Here is a 16100-nt window from a genome sequence, read left to right on the forward strand (position 1 = left end):
CTGGTGGTGGACGTGAAGTTCAACCCGCTGAACTACATCGAACCGGCGGTGCGCAATCCGCTGTACGTGTTGCAGTTCGTGAGTGTGCGCTCCGACCTGTTGGGCGCGTCCGACCTGCTGCAACAGGCCGCGCTCGACAAGTATTCGTTCGTTCGCGACGCTTATACACAGCAGCGTAAAGCGCGCCTGCGCGGCACGGGCGACAACCCCGCACCGCTCCCGAACTACGACGACCAGGAGGGCGACTCCGGCGCAGCCGCGCCTGCCAAGGGCGCTTCCGGCGCGGCCGCAGGCTTGCCGAACTACGCGGACCCAGGCGACGCGGCGGAAGCCCCGAACGCGGCATCAGGAAGCGCTACAGCCGCCCCGGCGGGCGTGCCGAACTACACGGATCCGGGCGACACGCCAAACGCCCCAGCAGCCGCGCCTGCTGCGGCATCGGGCGCAATGACGCCCGCACCGACCGAACAAACCGCGCCCACGGGCAAGAAACCGCCGGAGGCGGTACCGGCGACACAGTAAGGGGAGGAGTCAGGTGACTCGGCGCTACAGAGCGTCCGGGTCCCCTTGAAGAGCCGACTGGGAATCAGGGCGCACTCAACCGCAAAACCCCGGCCTCGCCCATAGCATGCCGGGCCTGCACGAGCGAAGTCCGCGCCGCCCGCGCATCAACGGCGACCTGAATCAGCGCCCCCAACTGCGACGGCTGCCGCAGCAGCTCCCGCAGAATCGGCCCCAACGCCGTCGTGCCATCATCCCGCAAGCCAGCGGTTGCAGCAGAAGGCAACGTCCGCCATGCCGGATCAACAATCGCCCGACACACCGCAAACGGCAGCCCATGCGCAGCAGCCGTCGCACCGGCAATATGCGACTCCATATCCACCGCCAACGCGCCGGTCGAACGATGCAACACACGCTTGTCGTCGGCGGTAACTAAAGGCGCGGTCACAGCAGCCACCAAGCCGCGCCGCAGCCGCGCCACCAACGGCCCAGTCGACAGCGCGGCGGCGAGCCTATCAGCCCACGGCCGATCGGTCTCGAGCCGCCCAAACGGCCCCTCGACGGCTTCCGCAACGATCAGTGTGCCCGGCTCCAGATCGGGCGCCAAACCACCCGCCGTCCCAAAACTAACGATCCCCGAACAGCCGCGCGCAACCGCCCCACTCAACGCCCGCTCCAGCAGATCGGCGCGTGCCGCATAGACCACCTCAACACCCTTGCCACGCGCGATGCGCGCCTCAAACGCCATACCCGTCACCACGATCACCGGCAAGGTGCTGCGACCGGCCTCGGCCGACGGCGTTGTCGAAAGCGCCATCCGTTACATCCCGACCGCAACGCGCGTCAGCCCGTTACGTTTCAGATGACGAAAGCGCGCCAACGCCCACAACGGGAAGAATTTGCGATAGCCGTGATAACGCAGATAGAACACGCGCGGGAAACCGGTTGCCGTGAAGCGCGTTTCGTCCCACAGGCCGTGCTCGCGCTGTTCGCGCTGCAAATACGCGACGCCGCGCGCGACCGCCTCGTGATTCACCTCGCCCGCCGCCATCAGGCCCATCAGCGCCCATGCGGTTTGCGACGCCGTACTCGGTGCGCGTTCGTAACCGCGATAGTCGAGTTTGTAGCTCTCGCCGCCCTCGCCCCAGCCGCCGTCCTCATTCTGAATCGACAGGAGCCACTGCGCGGCGCGTTTGATGCGCGGGTCGTCGTGCGGCATACCTGCGGCGTTCAGCGAACACAGCGCGGTCCACGTGCCATAGATGTAGTTCAGGCCCCAACGGCCGTACCAGCTGCCGTCCGATTCCTGTTCCTTCAGCATGTAGTCGAACGCGCGCTGCGCCGGCTCGCTCCCCTGCGGAAATTCACCGAGTTGCGCGAGCATCGACAGGCAACGGCCCGACACGTCCGCGGTCGGTGGATCGAGCAATGCGCCATGATCGGAGAACGGAATGTTGTTCAGGTAGTACTGGGTGTTCTCCGGCTCGAACGCGCCCCAGCCGCCATCGCTGCTTTGCATGCCGACCACCCATTCGCGCGCCCGTGCAATGGCTTCGCGATCGACATCTGATTGCATGAGCGCCGCCGAGCGTTGCATTGCCATCGCGACCACCGCCGTATCGTCGACATCAGGATAGTGCGCGTTGTTGTACTGGAACGCCCAACCGCCAGGACGCACGGTCGGACGGCGTGAGATCCAGTCGCCGCGCACGTTGAGAATCTGCAGCGGACGCAGCCATGCGAGCCCGCGTTCAGCCGCCTGCTCGGCATGCGCTTCGCCGGTTTCGAGCAACGCGTGCGCCACGAGCGAGGTATCCCACACCGGCGAGAGGCACGGCTGGCAATAGGCTTCGTCGTCCTTGATGACAAGCAGCTTTTCGATCGACTGACGAGCGATTGCGCGGTTCGGATGATCGGCCGGATAGCCGAGCACGTCGTACATCATCACCGAGTTGGCCATCGCCGGGAAAATCGCGCCGAGGCCGTCTTCGCCATTCAGCCGTTCGTCGACGAACTTCACCGCTTCGCGTACCGAACGCTCGCGCGTCGCCCTCGGGAACAGGCCATCGATTGCGCGCAACATGACGTCCACGCCACGGAAAAAACGGAACCAGCCGAGGTGCTGATGCGGCGCCCGGTCGCGCATGCCGGTGTTGACCGGCGCGCCGCGGAACAACTCGTCGATACGCACGCGGCGCGGATTGCGCGCCACCGGCCGCTTCGCGTTCAGCACCAGCAACGGCACGATCACGGTACGCGCCCAGTACGACACCTTCGACAGATGGAACGGGAACCATTGGGGGAGCAGCATGATTTCCACGGGCATCATCGGCACGGCACGCCATGACACCACGCCGAACAGCGCAAGCAGAATCCGCGTGAACACGTTCACCGTTTCCGCGCCGCCGTTCGCCAGGATCGCTTCGCGCGCGCGGACCATGTGCTCGGCATCCGGCGAGTCGCCGATCATCTTCAGTGCGAAGTACGCCTTCACGCTGGCGCTGATATCGAGCGCGCCGTCGGTGAAGAGCGGCCAGCCGCCGTCCGCCAGCTGGATGCGGCGCAGATAGCGGCCGATCTTCTGTTCCAGTTCCAGGTTTGGCGTTTCGGCGAGGTAGTGGACGAGAAGCACATATTCGGCGGGAATCGTCGCGTCGGCTTCAAGTTCGTAGACCCAGTGGCCGTCGGGCTTCTGCGCGGCGAGGATCGCGTCGGTGGCGCGCGTGATCGCGGCGTCAAGCGCCGGTGCGGACGCTTGCGACGCAGCGCTCGACGCGACATTCGACACATTCGGTGCCGCGTCGGCGAGTTCAGGCAGGACAGCGTCCAGCGGCTGGGCTTGAGATAAGTCGTTCATCGGCGTTCCATCGGTTGATTCAGCAGCGTGTCCGCGGCCTTCTGGCCGGAGCGGATCGCGCCTTCAATCGTCGCGGGCAGGCCGGTGGCCGTCCAGTCGCCCGCGAGCATCAAATTGTTCCAGCGAGTGCGCGTGCCGGGGCGCAGCGTTTCCTGATCCGGCAGAGCGGCAAACGTCGCGCGCTTTTCCGTCACGACCTGCCAGGCCGGTATCGGCTCGGCCGGCAAATTGGCGGCCTGCGCCACTTCGGCCCAGATGGTTTTCGCGAGCGCTTCATGCGGTGTGTCGAACAGGCGCTCGGCGGCGTTGAGCGTGACCGACACGCGGCCCTCGAACGCGAACAGCCAATCGGCTGTCGCATTGAGCAGCCCCGTGATTGGCGCCATACCGAACGGCGGCTCGACCGCGAAATGCACGTTGACGGTCGCCGCGAAGCGATTCGGCGAGCGCAAGCCGGGCACGAGCGTCTGCGCAATCTCCGGCGGCACCGCGAGCACCACGGCCTGGTTGGCTTCGATCGCGATGCTTTCGTCCGCGAAATTCAGTGCCGAGACACGGGCGGGGCCGGCAAACTCAATGTCTTTCAGGCGCGACCCGAGCCGGATTGCCGCGCCGCCATGCTGCAACAGACGTAGCGCCGGGTCGACAAAGGCGCTGCCCAGACCGTTCTTCGCCACCAGAGGCCGGCACGCCAGACCACCGGCGACGAGCGTCTCCCTGACCATCGCGCTCGTCAGCTCCGCCGACGCTTCACGCGGCTCGACGTTGAGCATCGCGAGAAACAACGGCCTCAGCAGGCGGTCCCACAGCGGGCCATTGCAGCGCATGGTCTGCGCCACGCTACGCCCGGGCTTGGCGAACAGCAGCGGCACAAGCGCCAGATAGTCGCCCGGCCCGGTGTTCGGCACGCGCGCGTTCGGGTCGAAGATCCACCAGGGCAGACGGCCCGGCGACATGCGCACGGTCCAGCGCGCCCGCGTCGCCAGATCCACGAACGGATACTCGGGCTGGGCGGGGCCGACCAGCTCGTCGGCGGCGCCGATTGCGCGCAAATAGTTGAGCGTGGCGAAATTGCCGGACAGCACCATGTGATTGCCACTGTCGATCGTCGCGCCCAGCTTGGCGTCGTAATACGAACGGCACCGGCCACCCGCCTGGGGCGCGGCTTCGTGCAGCACGACTTGCGCGCCGCGACGCTGCAATTGCACCGCGGCGGCCAGGCCGGCGAGGCCGGCGCCGATCACATGGATGAGCTTTGGCATCAGCTCAGAAGAGCGCGTAACGCGCGACGATCCACAGCAAGCGCAGTTTCGGCTTGCTGACCTTCGTACGCGGAATATCGAAACCGCGATCGAGCGTGCGTTCGAGCAGCACGCGATAGACGCCCGACATGATGCGCGGCGCGCGCACGTGGTTGCGCGGCTCGCGGTCCATGATCGCGTCGGAGGCGGCGAAATGCTGCCTGGCGCGCTCGGCGAGCGTGGCGCAGACGCGCGGCAGCGACGGATCGTCAGCGATCTGCGTCGGGTTCGTCACCGCGATGCCTTCGCGCGCCAGCAATTCGTGCGGCAGGTAGCAGCGGTTGATACCGGCATCTTCGTCGATATCGCGCAGGATGTTGGTCAGTTGCAGTGCGCGGCCCAAATGGTGCGCGAGCAAACGGCCCGGCTCTTCCTGCATCCCGAATATCCTCACCGATAGGCGGCCCGCCGCGCTGGCGACGCGGTCGCAGTACAGGTCGAGCGTGGCTTCGTCGGGTGCGCAGATGTCCTCGGCGGCGTCCATCGCCATGCCGTCGATCATCGCGTGAAAATCTTCGCGTTGCAGGTGGAACGTATGAATGTGCCGTGTCAGCGCGCGCAAGGAAGCGCGCGGTGCGCCGGCGTAGCACGCGTCGATGTCGGCGCGCCAGCGCTCGAGCGCGGCGGCGCGTTCGGCGCGCGGCAAGTCGCTGTCGGCGATATCGTCGACAGCGCGGCAGAACGCGTAGACCTGATACATCGCATCGCGCTGCGCGGCCGGCAGGATACGCATCGCGAGATAAAACGAGCTGCCGGACGTGGCGGCAGCGGCGTCGATTTCTGTATCGTCCACGACAAGATTGGAAACAGCCAAGACGATCTCCGCTGGAGGCGCCCGCTGAAAGGCGTTCAAGAAGTTTTAATGCCTACCCGCAGGGCAAGCGGCCCGCGCGCACGGATACGCGCGAAACACCCGGCAGGGATGCCGGAAACGGCGAAAAGTATAACAACCTTTGTGAGATGCCGCAGTTTGCGGGCGAATAAGGGGCCGGAAGCAGCCTCGAATTCGCCGGTGAGGGCGCGTCGGGCGGTGCGACGTACGTCCTGCACCGCAGCCAGCGTGCGCAGGAGCGCCCTGCCCGTCAGATAAACGCCACCGAGCGGTTGCGTCCTTGCCGTTTCGCGCTATACAGCGCTGCGTCGGCCTCATTGATGAGCACGTCGTACGCCGGCACGCCCACGCGCGCGGCCGCACCGCCGACGCTGGCTGTCACCGGCACACTCGTGCCCTGTACTTCGACCGGCGTGTCGGCGATCGTGCAGCGAATTTTTTCCGCGACCCGCATGGCGTCTTCGAGCGGCGTACACGGCAGCAGCAAGGCAAACTCCTCGCCACCGAAACGCCCGAAGGTGTCCTGCGCCCGCACCACCTCGGCGACCCGCTGCGCCATCACGCGCAACACCGTATCGCCGACACCGTGGCCGAACTGGTCGTTGATTTTCTTGAAGTGATCGAGGTCGAACAGCAGCACGGACATCTCGCCGCCGTAGCGCTGCCAGCGCGTGTATTCGTCGCGCAGGCGCGCTTCGAAATAGCGCCGGTTGGCGATGCCCGTCAAACCGTCGCGGTCCGCGTATTCCTGCAGCTTGGCGACCGCTTCTTCACGCTCACGCTGCACGATGCTGACATGCGTGACATCCGAGATGGTCACGCACACGGCCACCACTTCGCGATCGCGCATCAGCGGCATGAACGTACAGTCCTGCTGCATGAAATCGACGCCGCCGGTAATCGGCCGGTCGTGATCGAACTTGAAGAGGTACGGGCGCTGCTCCCACGAACTGAACGCAAAACTGCCGAGCTGAAACACGCTTTCGATCTTGCGCGACAGCCACACGCGCGGCAATTCCGGAAAATGCGTGAAGAGCGATTTGCCGACCACCTGCTCCGGCGACAAGCCGCTGTGATCCTGCATGAAGCGATTCCACATAAGCACGTGCATGTCACGATCAAGCACGAAGATACCGAAACCGACACGTTCGACAACCAGATCGCTCAACGACTCCACAGGCACATTCATAGGCTGGACAACAGCTCGTCGAGCGCCTCGTTCATATGCCGAATCGATTCTTCAGCCATCAACATCACGAGGTGCACGCGGAAACTCTGGTCCTCGAGTGCGAAATTGACTTCGACCAGCAGCGCGACTTCCCATTGCAGCACGCCGGGCTGGAACACTTCGTCGAGCGTCATTGCTTCGCCGAGCAGGCCCGGCGCGGAGAAGACCGGCGTGCGGCCGAGCTGGTCGAGAATGCACGAGACACACGCGCCCGTCAGCACGTTCGCGACGTCGAACACGAGTTCTTTCTGGCTCACCGCCTCGTAGCTCGAGCGCGAATACGGGTCGCTAACGAGCGAACACAACTGGTCGATGCTGTCGCTGCGGCAGATCACCAGCGCTTCGCCCTTGATGTCGGAACGAAAGCCCTGACGCACCGCGCTCACCGTGTCCTCGATCCCGGTCATCTCGCGCAGCGCCTGTGCCGCCTCGCTCACCGCGACCACCTTCACGCGCGGCACCGACAATTCGATGAACGCATCGAGCAAGCGCGCGAGACGCGTCGCGGCCTGGCCCATCGCCAGATTGGCGACCTCTTGCAACGCGTCGCGCTGGTCTTCGGTGAGGACTGGTTCAGACATACAACCCGTACTCCTTGAGGATGGGTAGTACCGCCTCGGGCGTCACGGGCTTGGCGATGAATGCGGCGGCGCCAAGCGCGCGCACGCGCGACTGGGCCATCGGCTGAACATCGGCGGAGACGACGATGACGAAGGTGTTCAGGTCCTCATGCTGCAAAGCTTCCAGCACCTGATAGCCGGTCATGTCCGGCATCGTCAGATCGAGGAACATCACCGACGCTTTGCCTTCGCGATACAGACCGAGCGCCTCGCGCCCGTTCGTAGCGTAGGACACGTCGACATCCCAGTCCGGCGGCAATGCCTTGGTGAGCACCTTGCGGGCAAGCAACGAATCGTCGGCGATCACAATAGGCAAAGGCATGGGCGGATGGGTAAGCGGAATGAGCTCTTGCGCGTTAACGGCGGGTAGAGTGGGTTTCTTTAGCGCGCGGTCTTTCGACCAGCGGTAAAGCGGGCTGAAGCTTGCGAGAATGCAGCTTGCAAACGAGCGGGGAAAGCGCGCAGCGAGGCGCTTTTGACGGAACCCGTGGGCGCGCATGGATGCGTGCAAGCACGGTGGACGACGGCTATGACCGGCATGTTCGAAGCCTACCCCGTAGATGAATCCGCGCGGCTTCACGGATCGGGCTGGTCCCCTTGCCGCGCGCCTGTTTCCGCGAGCGCCCTCGACCACGCGTTGTGCGCGTTGTCTGGCGGCCCTCGCGGCAAATGCATCCGGACATTGCGGACACATTATTTATGATGGCATCGATTTTCGAAGCAAAACGGCGGAAAGGCAACTCGCCAATTTCGCATTGGTTAAATAAATTCTCCCACCAAATGCCATTTTTAGAAATATTTTGATAGATTCTGAAGGCTTTCTTTTGTATTTATACTTTTGTGTACGTTTGCGCTTCTCGATTTGTCACTGATTCAAACGGCGGACAAATCAGGGGCCGATCATCGTCACAGTAAACAGTACTGCCGCTGCATGTCTATGCTTTCTGTACTTTCTGTATAAAGCTGACTTCCGTCCCGAACGACCTTAGCGTTACCGACTATGACACCAGACCGGTTCGACCCGCCCGAAGCGAGCCGCCCTCCCGCTAGCCGCCAGGACGAGGCGCGGTTCCCCGCCGTGCCGGAACAGAATTTCCACGTCCGGCGCATCACGCTGATCGCGCTGCTGGTTGCAGCCATCGTGCTGCCGTGCGTGTACGTCGCGGCGATGGCGTTCAGCGATCTGCGCGGGCGCATGGCCGACGCGACCGACATGACACTGCGCACCGTGCGCGTGGCGGAAGAACACGCGCTGAAAGTGTTCGACATGAACGAGACGCTGGACGCGCGTATCGTTGATCTGACAGAAGGTCTGGACGACAACGGCGTTCGCGCTCAGGAAGGCGAGATTCACGAGAAGCTTCGCACCATGGGCGGCGGCTATCCGCAGGTGGCGGCCGTTTCGATTTTCGGCCGTGAGGGCGCCCTGCTCGCCACCAGCCGTTTCTATCCAGCGCCGGTGTTGTCGATTGCCGATCGCGAGGATTTCATCGGCATTCGCGACGGCAAGGGCCTCGAACATGTCTCGAAGGTGATGACGGGACATGTCGTGGGCGAGCAGGTGTTCAACACGGGCGTGGAGCGGCTCGCCGCCGACGGCTCGTTTGCCGGGGTCGTCTCAGTGGCGCTGCGGCCGAGCTATTTCGATGCGTTCTACCGGGAACTGCTTGGCGGCAGCGATAGCACGCCGATGATCATGGGCCTGCTCCGCACTGACGGCGCGGTCCTCGCGCATTATCCGCGCCGCCCGCGCGAGCCAGTGGCTATGGCGCCGACTTCGCCCCTGGCCGAAGCGCTCGCACAAGGCCGGCGAGCCGGCGTCGTACGGATGCGTTCCGACATCGACGACGACAATGTGATCCTCGCATTCCGCCGCGTCGGCGCCTATCCGGTGTACGTGTCGTGCGGCTATCGCACCTCGGCGATCTGGGCCGCGTGGTACCGGCACCTGAGCGTGCTGATCCTGTCGATGTTCACACCGTCCATCGTGTTGTGGTGCGTGATCTGGCTGTCGCTGCGGCGCCTCGGCGCCGAAGAGGAAGCGTGGGAGCGCTGGCAGGCCGAAGCCTCGATGCGCCGCTCAATCGAATCCGCGTATCGCCAGTCGCGCAAGATGGAGGCACTCGGCAATCTGGTCGGCAGCGTGGCGCACGATTTCAACAACCTGCTCATGATCGTCTCGGCCAACGTGCAGATCGCCCGGCGGCGCGGCACGCCGGGGCTCGACCGCGAATTGTCGGCGATGGAGCGTGCGCTCAAGGGCGGCCAGTCGCTCACGCGGCAATTGCTCGGCGTCGCACGCAAGCAGCCGTTGCGCAACGAGACGCTGGCACTCGAACGCTGGCTGCCGGCGTGCCGCGAATTGCTGCGCGCGTCGCTCGGCGCGAAGATCTCGCTGGTGATGGATATCGGCGTCGATATCTGGCCCATGTGTGTCGACGTCGCCGAGCTCGAACTGGCGCTGATCAACATCGCGGTGAACGCGCGCGACGCCATGCCGAACGGCGGGCGCTTCACCGTGCGAGCCGCCAATATCAACTTTCGCCACGAGGACGGCTTTCCGTTGACCGGCGACTTCGTGCAACTGTCGCTTGAAGACACCGGCGGCGGCATGCCGCCTGAAGTGCTCGCGCGTGCCTTCGAACCACTTTTCACGACGAAGCCCAAAGGCATGGGCACGGGCCTCGGGCTACCGCAGGTTTTCGCCTTCTGCGAGCGCTCCGGCGGCCTGGCCGCGATCGACAGCGCAATCGGCGCGGGCACCTCGGTGCGCCTCTATCTGCCGCGTGCTACGGCCGTGCCCGAGACCGAATCGCCGACTGAGCCAGGCATCGAAGAAAGCGGCGTGCCGCACGGCTTGCGCATCCTGCTGGTCGAGGACAACGACGAAGTCGCCGCAGGCACCGAGGCCCTGTTGCAGATGATGGGCCACCAGGTCACGTGCGTGTTCAATGCCGATACCGCGCTGTGCCTGTTCGACGACGCTCACGCCAGGCAGGCGCGCACCGGCGAGCCACTGCCGTTCGATCTGGTGCTATCGGACATCCACATGCCCGGCACGATGAACGGCATCGACCTGGCTGAAGCCGTGCAGGCTTTCGACACCAGGCTGCCGGTCATTCTGGTCACCGGCTACGCGGAAGAACTCGACCGTGCGCGGCATGTGGACGTGCGGGTGTTGTCCAAACCTTTCGATATCGCGTTGCTGGAACAACTCCTGCAGGCGATCCAGCGTGAGCTCGCGCAGACGGGCACCGATCCGGCCACAGCGACGCATCCGGCCGGCTAAAGGCTGCCGTTTCAGCGTCGCCACCAATTACCGGCGGTTGTAAAAAAGCGCGGCGCGGCATGCCGCGCTTCGCCACGACCGAATCGTCGCAAGCGGGCAGCAGCGGGCGTGCAGGCGCATCGTGCCGGCCCCGGCATGATCGTTGCGACGTTTTTTTAGGGAGGAAGGCCGGCGCGTCGTAACGCCGTCCGTTCCACCTAATACGTCGGGAGACAGCCATGCGACACACCGTGATTGGTTTATTCGACACTTATTCTCAGGCGGAAGTCGCGCGCGATACGCTTGTGCAGACCGGTTTTGCACGTGAAACGATCGAGTTGCAGGCAAATCCGGAACCCTCTGTCGGCTCCGCAACCGATGAAGTTGCCAGTTCCGGCGTGCTCGCCAATATCGAGCGTTTTCTATCGAGCCTGTTTGCGACAGGCTCCCGCGCGTCGGATACGGCCCGCTACGCTGAAGCCGTGCGCCGCGGCGCCGTGCTGGTCTGCGTAAGCGCGGCAAGCGAATCGCACGCGGAGCTCGCACGCAATACCTTGAAGAGGCTAGGCGCGACCGACATCGGCGAGCGTTCGCCGGATTGGGCCACACAGCCGGAATCGAGCCGCGATCATTCGATACTCGACGAACTCGGCATTGGCGCAGTGACGCCTGGCACGCCGCATACATCGAGCGTCGCGACGCCGGGCGTAGCGACACCGGGGTCAACAACCACGCGGCCTGCAACGTCTGCCGATCCGCTCTATCCGCCACCGCTCATGGGCACCGACGCCGAGCCGTTCGTCCCGCCGCCGCTGGCTGAGCGGCCGATGCGCGATCCGCTCAACGAGCCAATCACCGATGACCCGTTGGTCGGCGATGCGGGGCGTACCGCGATCGCTGCCGGTTCGATGCCGGGCTCGGGTGCGATCTTGCAACCGTCGGAAGTCGTGTCCGAAGCGGGGCAGCCGACCGCGGGTTTAGGCGGCCAGATGCCAAACGAGTATCTGGAGTACGAAGAGGATTTCCGCACGCACTTCGACGAGCAATACGCAGCCGAGAACGCGCGCTATGAAGATTACGTGCCGGCCTATCGCTACGGCGCGGAGATCGCTCGGGACGCTCGTTATCGCGACCAGCCGTGGGACGACGTCGAGCCCGAAGCCCGGCGCCATTGGGAAACCACCTCGCCAGACAGCACATGGGAGCGCTTCAAGCTCGCCGTGCGTCACGGCTGGGAACGGGTAACGGGGCATCACCACGTATAGGTCGATGCAGGGGCAGCGCCGGTGTGCCGTGAATTCGTGGCAACGGCGCGGCGCCCCTGTGAGACGTGTGCGCGAAGTCGCCGTCAGGCAGCGGCCTGACGTTTGACCCACGCGACGTAGCGGTCGACAAAAGTCTGCAAAAACTTGCGCGTACCGTCGTTCACGATTTCGCCCTTCTCGTTGATGACCGCCGGGTCGTGCTTGATGAACACTTCAGGTTGGCCGAGTGTGGCGACATCGAGGTATGCCAGCACATTGCGCAGATGCTGTTGCGCCAGCGCCGTGCCGGTCGCGCCGAGGGAGGTGCCGATCACCGCGCCTGGCTTGTTTGCCCACGAGTTAGTACCCCACGGCCGCGAGCCCCAGTCGAGTGCGTTCTTCAGGACGCCCGGTATGGAACGGTTGTACTCAGGCGTGACGAACAGCAGGCCGTCGGCGGCTTCGATGCGCTGCTTCAGGTGTTTGGCGACTTCGGGATAGTCGGCGTCGTAGTCCTGGCTATAAAGCGGCAAGGAGCCGATATCGAGGAATTCGAATGTGAAATCGGCGGGCGCGAGGGAAATGACGGCTTGCGCCAATTGGCGGTTGAACGACTCGCGGCGCAGGCTGCCGACGACAACTGCGATGTGATAGGCCATGTTCGCTTCCTTGAGGTGAGGCGCTTGACGCGCGAAAGGGTACGAACTGTCCATCATAGGCAAAGCTGCGCAGGATAACGACGGCGAGGTCAAAAACGGCCCGCTTCTGGCGGCGCACGAACAGGCCTCGAAAATGCTGCCCGGTGGATAACCCGGCGGCGCTCAAAGTTATCCACAGATTTACTGAATAACCTTGTGGATAACTGGTATTTTTGCCTTGTCAATCAAGCATGCTTTCGGTCTAGGACGTTTTGAGGCAAACGGACGTTCTTCGCTGCCCGGGCGGATGAAAACCCAGCCGCGCAGCATAGGTCGAAGCATTCATTCCGGGACGGCGATGTCGCCATCCACAAGCTGCCAGCCGTACGTCTCGGCAAACAGTTGGGCAGCATCCGCGGTTTCAAAAAACGGCATATCCGCGTGACCCTGAAAGGGGTAGATCACGCGCTCATCGCTCAACCGCATCACTTTCAGCGTCGGTACGGTCCCACTGGATGTTCGACGTGACGACACGGCGACCTGATAGTTCGCGCGACCGGTCAGCGGCGTGGAATTCGCGCCCTGCGCGCGTCTGGAAACGTGACTTGCCATCGGCGCGCGCATCAAAGCCCGGCGATCGACTGGCCGGCAACCATGCCGTCGATCACCCGCTCCGCGTAACTCGTTGACGCAATGCGCGCATCGCCGGCTGCCCCAAACGGAGAACGGCTCGGCACCTGAAATACGCGGCTACTGGTCAAGGTGTCGTCGGAGCCGCGCCGGCAGATACGCACTGCGGCGTCGAAGCCCGAATCGTAGTGGCGGGCGCCATCGGGAGAGCGCGGCTGGTGCGGATAAACCAGTGGATAAATCTCAAGGCCCCGGTAACTTCTGATCGTATTGCTCATGGTGGTCGTCTCCGGTGAAGGATCTCGCTTGAAACGGTGTGGCTGTATGCTCGGCGGGACGCCGGGTGAGTCGCTGCGTTTCAGCGAAAAACAAGGTGTTGATCGACGATGCGCGTAAAGAGCGGCCGCGCTTTGTCAGGCCACGCCGACGACACCGTAAAGCGAAGTAGAAGGAAAGGACCCCGTTCGATTCAGGGCGCTGTGATGAGAGGCCGATGCCTGAGGGACTACGCAAGACGCGCAGGAGAACTGCAAGCTGTTGACTCACTGTAACACGTTAGAAGAGTGAGCATTAGACGCATTTGCGCGCCGGGCGCGAGTGTTGCTTGAGCGTGCCGGGTATTGTTACCACTTTCTGTTAGTAAGGCTCGCACGCCGATGAAATGTGCCTGCGGTCAGGTTCTGCGGACGCCTTCCAGGCAGGTCAAACGTGTGGGTTTAAAATGCAAAAAGGGCGCCTTTATCGGCGCCCTTTTTGACTTCGACAACCCGTCTCGTCGGCAGACTCGTGCCGGACATGCTCCCGGCCGCATCCACCAGACGATTAGTTGCCGAAGAACACGTTGCAATACGATGCCGGGCCGTTGCATTGGGCCGGGGCAGCAGCTTGGGCTGCGCCCGAAGCTGCTGCAAACAGGGCGACGGAAGCGATCAGGGCGGTAAGAATGCGTTTCATGGTGCTACTCCTCTTCAGCGTTGGTTTGCGATCTGGTGCGATCGATGGACTGAAGAATAGCGATTCAGCGTCCGCATAAAAACACCGAAGACAAGAAGACTTTTTTTCAAATAATGAAATAATCTGGCTGCGTATTTAGGGCGCGTTTGAGACGTACGTGGCTGCACGACTCGCTCACGCAGTGGTCGATTACAGTTCGCCACCGCAGCCTTGATTTCATTTTGCGCAATAATGTTTTTTGCTGTCATAAAGCCTGTTGCGGCACGACTAAAGTCATCAGGTCATCGCTGCGGGCGGGCACATGTTCAATACCGATTCGCTTGCGCAGGAACGTGCGGGAGAATGGCGCACGCGTCCAGGAAGTGCGCGAGGAGACCTACCCACCTATGAACCCCAGCGATTCAGGAAAAAACGTGCGGCATCCGCGAGCGCGGCGACGGAGCATGCCATGGCGCAAGTAAGCGGACCGGCGCTCGACGATCCCGTCTATCTGACGCAACTGCGGCGCGACCTGTTGCGCTTCGCCCGTTTGCAATTACGCGATGCCGCAGCCGCCGAAGACGCGGTCCAGGAGGCACTGGCCGCCGCCTGGACGCAAGCCGACCGGTTTGCCGCGCAATCGGAGCACAAGACGTGGGTCTTCGGCATCCTGCGGCACAAGCTTGTCGACACCTTGCGCGCCCGGCAGCGCACGGTGAACCTGTCGGCGCTCGAATCCGAAATCGACGGCGAAGCGCTGCTCGATCGCGAGCTCTTCAAGGACAACGGCCACTGGTCGCGCGAGACCAAGCCGCAACCCTGGCCGACGCCGGAAACCGCGCTGCGTCAGCAGCAATTCTGGACCTTGTTCGAGATGTGTCTGGAACACCTGCCCGAGCACATCGGGCGCGTGTTCATGATGCGCGAATTCCTCGATCTCGAAACTGAAGCGATCTGCGCCGAACTGCAGATGACCGCCAATCACTGCAGCGTGCTGATCTACCGCGCGCGGCTGCGCTTGCGTACTTGCCTGAGCGAAAAGGGCCTATCCAGAGAGGATGCGAATGGGGAAGTGTAAGAACATCACGCGCCTGCTGTCGGACGCGCTCGACCGCCCTTTGGCGACCGGCGAATGGGTCGCGATCCGGCTGCATCTGCCGACTTGCAGCGGCTGCCGCAATTACCGCAAACAGATCCGCCTGCTGCGCGTGGCTGCGCACACGGTGAGCGGGATTGCGACGCCGGGCGCGAGTGGCAGCGACGAGTGAAGCGCGGCGTCTGGGCATCTGGCCTTGTGCGGCGCATCGAACGGTGCGTCGAGCGGTGGCCTGGTGGGCGGCAATGACGGCGGCAATGAGGGCGGCTGCCTTGCACACGACCGTGTGTCGGAGGCCTTGTTCAGCGCTTGCCGGGCGGCGTGTTCCGATAGCGCTCGAAGAAGCTTGCGTGCGACGCTTCATCGATAGCGGCGGTATGCGCTTCGGCGCGAGCCGGATGTTTGGCCAATTGGGCACGCGTGCGGATCGGCCGATGCTGGAAATTGCCGCCACAGTTTGGACACACGTTGCGCAGCGTGCTGAGCGCACATACTTCGCAGAAAGTACATTCGTACGTGCAGATCATCGCGTCGGGGGCGTTCGGCGGCAGTGATTTGCCGCATCCTTCGCAGGAAGGTCTCAGTTCAAGCATGGTGGCTCCGCATTGGCAGGGGAACGAGGTGCGGGGCTGCACCTCGCATGTCTGTACCGATGCAGTGTAAGCGGACAGGGATATGCGGAATTGACGGTTAGGCGTCAATTCCTGCCACCGCTTGCGATTCCTATGCCGCGCTCAGGTCAGCAGGGTCCACAACGCGAACGTCAACGCAAGGCCGACGACGGATACGATCGTCTGCAGCACCGACCAGACCATCACCGTCTGCTTCAATTGCAATCCGAAGTATTCGCGCACCATCCAGAAGCCCGCATCATTCACGTGGCAGAAAAATACGGAACCGGCACCGATAGCGAGTGCCATCAGTGAATTATGAGTCGTGCTGAGGCCCGCCA

General features: G+C 63.5%; 17 protein-coding genes and 1 pseudogene. 5 read left to right on the forward strand and 13 right to left on the reverse strand.

The window, feature by feature from the left end; translation table 11 throughout:
• Window positions 1-522 (forward strand): MlaA family lipoprotein (locus VFE81_RS06905; RefSeq protein WP_325043882.1); only part of this gene is annotated, 522 nt, incomplete at its 5' end.
• A 64-nt stretch (window positions 523-586) separates the two neighbouring features.
• Here the strand turns inward: VFE81_RS06905 and VFE81_RS06910 are convergent.
• The 7 genes from VFE81_RS06910 to VFE81_RS06940 form a co-directional block, all read right to left on the reverse strand.
• On the reverse strand, window positions 587-1318 hold the full coding sequence (locus VFE81_RS06910; protein WP_325043883.1) for a phosphorylase: 732 nt from the start codon (window positions 1316-1318) through the stop codon (window positions 587-589).
• 3 nt (window positions 1319-1321) lie between these two features.
• Window positions 1322-3358, reverse strand: coding sequence for a squalene--hopene cyclase (gene shc / locus VFE81_RS06915; protein ID WP_325043884.1), 2037 nt, complete (start codon window positions 3356-3358; stop codon window positions 1322-1324).
• Entirely contained in the window at window positions 3355-4620 is a 1266-nt protein-coding gene (hpnE, locus tag VFE81_RS06920) for a hydroxysqualene dehydroxylase HpnE (RefSeq protein ID WP_325043885.1), read from the reverse strand. The genes shc and hpnE overlap by 4 nt, the downstream gene beginning before the upstream one ends.
• A 4-nt stretch (window positions 4621-4624) precedes the next feature.
• Window positions 4625-5473 (reverse strand): presqualene diphosphate synthase HpnD, encoded by an 849-nt coding sequence (gene hpnD / locus VFE81_RS06925; protein WP_325043886.1) that lies wholly within the window; start codon window positions 5471-5473, stop codon window positions 4625-4627.
• Window positions 5474-5741: 268 nt separating this feature from the next.
• Complete coding sequence (locus VFE81_RS06930; RefSeq protein WP_325043887.1) at window positions 5742-6680, reverse strand: diguanylate cyclase; 939 nt, start codon at window positions 6678-6680, stop codon at window positions 5742-5744.
• Entirely contained in the window at window positions 6677-7300 is a 624-nt protein-coding gene (locus tag VFE81_RS06935) for a chemotaxis protein CheC (protein ID WP_325043888.1), read from the reverse strand. The genes VFE81_RS06930 and VFE81_RS06935 overlap by 4 nt, the downstream gene beginning before the upstream one ends.
• Window positions 7293-7661: a response regulator gene (locus VFE81_RS06940; RefSeq protein ID WP_028195969.1), complete on the reverse strand. Its 369-nt coding sequence runs from the start codon at window positions 7659-7661 to the stop codon at window positions 7293-7295. Before VFE81_RS06940 ends, VFE81_RS06935 begins: the two co-directional genes overlap by 8 nt.
• Before the next feature lie 678 nt (window positions 7662-8339).
• On the opposite strand from VFE81_RS06940, the gene VFE81_RS06945 reads away from it, so the two are divergent.
• Together VFE81_RS06945 and VFE81_RS06950 are read left to right on the forward strand one after the other, a co-directional pair.
• On the forward strand, window positions 8340-10628 hold the full coding sequence (locus tag VFE81_RS06945; RefSeq protein WP_325043889.1) for a hybrid sensor histidine kinase/response regulator: 2289 nt from the start codon (window positions 8340-8342) through the stop codon (window positions 10626-10628).
• A gap of 218 nt (window positions 10629-10846) precedes the next feature.
• Window positions 10847-11872, forward strand: coding sequence for a hypothetical protein (locus VFE81_RS06950; protein WP_325043890.1), 1026 nt, complete (start codon window positions 10847-10849; stop codon window positions 11870-11872).
• An 83-nt stretch (window positions 11873-11955) separates the two neighbouring features.
• On the opposite strand, the gene VFE81_RS06955 is transcribed toward VFE81_RS06950, so the two are convergent.
• From VFE81_RS06955 to VFE81_RS06970, 4 genes are all read right to left on the reverse strand, one after another.
• The gene (locus VFE81_RS06955) at window positions 11956-12510 is read right to left on the reverse strand and encodes an NAD(P)H-dependent oxidoreductase (protein WP_325043891.1); all 555 of its coding nucleotides are present in this window, start codon (window positions 12508-12510) and stop codon (window positions 11956-11958) included.
• A gap of 321 nt (window positions 12511-12831) precedes the next feature.
• Entirely contained in the window at window positions 12832-13113 is a 282-nt protein-coding gene (locus VFE81_RS06960) for a DUF6723 family protein (RefSeq protein ID WP_325043892.1), read from the reverse strand.
• Window positions 13113-13397: a hypothetical protein gene (locus tag VFE81_RS06965; RefSeq protein ID WP_325043893.1), complete on the reverse strand. Its 285-nt coding sequence runs from the start codon at window positions 13395-13397 to the stop codon at window positions 13113-13115. The genes VFE81_RS06960 and VFE81_RS06965 overlap by 1 nt, the downstream gene beginning before the upstream one ends.
• Window positions 13398-13941: 544 nt before the next feature.
• Complete coding sequence (locus VFE81_RS06970; protein ID WP_256737959.1) at window positions 13942-14073, reverse strand: hypothetical protein; 132 nt, start codon at window positions 14071-14073, stop codon at window positions 13942-13944.
• Between the two features lie 448 nt (window positions 14074-14521).
• Here VFE81_RS06970 and VFE81_RS06975 point away from each other — a divergent pair, with 448 nt between their 5' ends.
• Window positions 14522-15130 (forward strand): RNA polymerase factor sigma-70, encoded by a 609-nt coding sequence (locus VFE81_RS06975; RefSeq protein WP_211617106.1) that lies wholly within the window; start codon window positions 14522-14524, stop codon window positions 15128-15130.
• The gene (locus tag VFE81_RS06980) at window positions 15111-15320 is read left to right on the forward strand and encodes a zf-HC2 domain-containing protein (RefSeq protein WP_325043894.1); all 210 of its coding nucleotides are present in this window, start codon (window positions 15111-15113) and stop codon (window positions 15318-15320) included. The genes VFE81_RS06975 and VFE81_RS06980 overlap by 20 nt, the downstream gene beginning before the upstream one ends.
• 130 nt (window positions 15321-15450) lie before the next feature.
• Here the strand turns inward: VFE81_RS06980 and VFE81_RS06985 are convergent, their stop codons facing one another.
• Together VFE81_RS06985 and VFE81_RS06990 are read right to left on the reverse strand one after the other, a co-directional pair.
• The gene (locus VFE81_RS06985) at window positions 15451-15741 is read right to left on the reverse strand and encodes a DUF1272 domain-containing protein (protein WP_325043895.1); all 291 of its coding nucleotides are present in this window, start codon (window positions 15739-15741) and stop codon (window positions 15451-15453) included.
• Window positions 15742-15882: 141 nt separating this feature from the next.
• Window positions 15883-16100 (reverse strand): annotated as a pseudogene (locus VFE81_RS06990) (gluconate transporter); the annotation flags it as partial.

Origin of the sequence: Paraburkholderia sp., assembly GCF_035656215.1 — a bacterium.
Taxonomy (GTDB): Bacteria; Pseudomonadota; Gammaproteobacteria; order Burkholderiales; family Burkholderiaceae; genus Paraburkholderia.

Excerpts from the sequence above, each read along its gene's own strand:
- VFE81_RS06910 (WP_325043883.1), bottom strand. The coding sequence starts at position 1,318 with ATGGCGCTTTCGACAACGCCGTCGGCCGAGGCCGGTCGCAGCACCTTG.
- shc (WP_325043884.1), bottom strand. The coding sequence starts at position 3,358 with ATGAACGACTTATCTCAAGCCCAGCCGCTGGACGCTGTCCTGCCTGAA.
- hpnE (WP_325043885.1), bottom strand. The coding sequence starts at position 4,620 with ATGCCAAAGCTCATCCATGTGATCGGCGCCGGCCTCGCCGGCCTGGCC.
- VFE81_RS06930 (WP_325043887.1), bottom strand. The coding sequence starts at position 6,680 with ATGAATGTGCCTGTGGAGTCGTTGAGCGATCTGGTTGTCGAACGTGTC.
- VFE81_RS06935 (WP_325043888.1), bottom strand. The coding sequence starts at position 7,300 with ATGTCTGAACCAGTCCTCACCGAAGACCAGCGCGACGCGTTGCAAGAG.
- VFE81_RS06940 (WP_028195969.1), bottom strand. The coding sequence starts at position 7,661 with ATGCCTTTGCCTATTGTGATCGCCGACGATTCGTTGCTTGCCCGCAAG.
- VFE81_RS06945 (WP_325043889.1), top strand. The coding sequence starts at position 8,340 with ATGACACCAGACCGGTTCGACCCGCCCGAAGCGAGCCGCCCTCCCGCT.
- VFE81_RS06950 (WP_325043890.1), top strand. The coding sequence starts at position 10,847 with ATGCGACACACCGTGATTGGTTTATTCGACACTTATTCTCAGGCGGAA.
- VFE81_RS06955 (WP_325043891.1), bottom strand. The coding sequence starts at position 12,510 with ATGGCCTATCACATCGCAGTTGTCGTCGGCAGCCTGCGCCGCGAGTCG.
- VFE81_RS06960 (WP_325043892.1), bottom strand. The coding sequence starts at position 13,113 with ATGCGCGCGCCGATGGCAAGTCACGTTTCCAGACGCGCGCAGGGCGCG.
- VFE81_RS06965 (WP_325043893.1), bottom strand. The coding sequence starts at position 13,397 with ATGAGCAATACGATCAGAAGTTACCGGGGCCTTGAGATTTATCCACTG.
- VFE81_RS06970 (WP_256737959.1), bottom strand. The coding sequence starts at position 14,073 with ATGAAACGCATTCTTACCGCCCTGATCGCTTCCGTCGCCCTGTTTGCA.
- VFE81_RS06975 (WP_211617106.1), top strand. The coding sequence starts at position 14,522 with ATGGCGCAAGTAAGCGGACCGGCGCTCGACGATCCCGTCTATCTGACG.
- VFE81_RS06980 (WP_325043894.1), top strand. The coding sequence starts at position 15,111 with ATGCGAATGGGGAAGTGTAAGAACATCACGCGCCTGCTGTCGGACGCG.
- VFE81_RS06985 (WP_325043895.1), bottom strand. The coding sequence starts at position 15,741 with ATGCTTGAACTGAGACCTTCCTGCGAAGGATGCGGCAAATCACTGCCG.